The 749-nt window shown below is 39.7% G+C and carries 1 protein-coding gene; it reads left to right on the top strand.

From position 1 onward, the window contains the following. Window positions 1-749: two-partner secretion domain-containing protein (locus AACQ38_RS23765; RefSeq protein ID WP_445260643.1), on the top strand; the 749-nt coding region annotated here is incomplete at both ends.

The following is a 749-nucleotide window of genomic DNA, read 5'->3' as shown; positions in this document are numbered from 1 at the left end:
AGATGGCAAGGCGACGGATTATGTCGATATTATCAGCCGGGCAACGGAATTAAATGGAAAAATTCAGGCCAATAACCTGTCTCTGACACAAGGCGCTAACCGAATCAGTTTAAAAGACGGCACAGTTAAACCTGTCGCTGGCGAAGGCGCTAAACCCCAATTAGCCGTTGACACCAAAGCGTTAGGTGGCATGTATGCCAATAAAATCCGACTGGTTGCCACTGAAGAGGGCGTTGGTGTTAATCTGAAAAATTTAATCAGTGACCAGCGTGATATTACTTTAAACGCCAATGGCAAAATTGAACTGGGCAATATTAAGGCTAAAACGGACCTGAATGTTATTGGCAAAGAAACCCATATTGCGCCCAATATTAACGTGCAGGCGGGACGGGATATTATTCTGGAAAATACCACGTTGGATAATAAAGGAAGCGTGACTGCTGGCCGGGATATTCGAATATTTGGCGATACCGTACGTAATAGCGGAAATAAAGCCTTGTTGCAAGCCAACGATAATATGTGGATACAGAAAAATGCACAAGGAGATAAAAGTCATCTTATTGAAAATAGATCTGCTACCATAAAGACTAATAAAGGCGATTTAGTTGCCAGATCTCATAATATGCTCAATATAAGAGATCTTTATCTCCTTTCTAATATTAAACCTGAAAAAAACGATTTTCTTGACTTTAGTAATGTTGATGATCTCAGTGACATGAGAAATTGGTTCTTTATAGAAAATTATGATA

The organism is Photorhabdus sp. RW14-46 (assembly GCF_963887965.1).
GTDB lineage: Bacteria > Pseudomonadota > Gammaproteobacteria > Enterobacterales > Enterobacteriaceae > Photorhabdus > Photorhabdus laumondii.
This window is presented reverse-complemented; position numbering and strand designations above follow the sequence as displayed.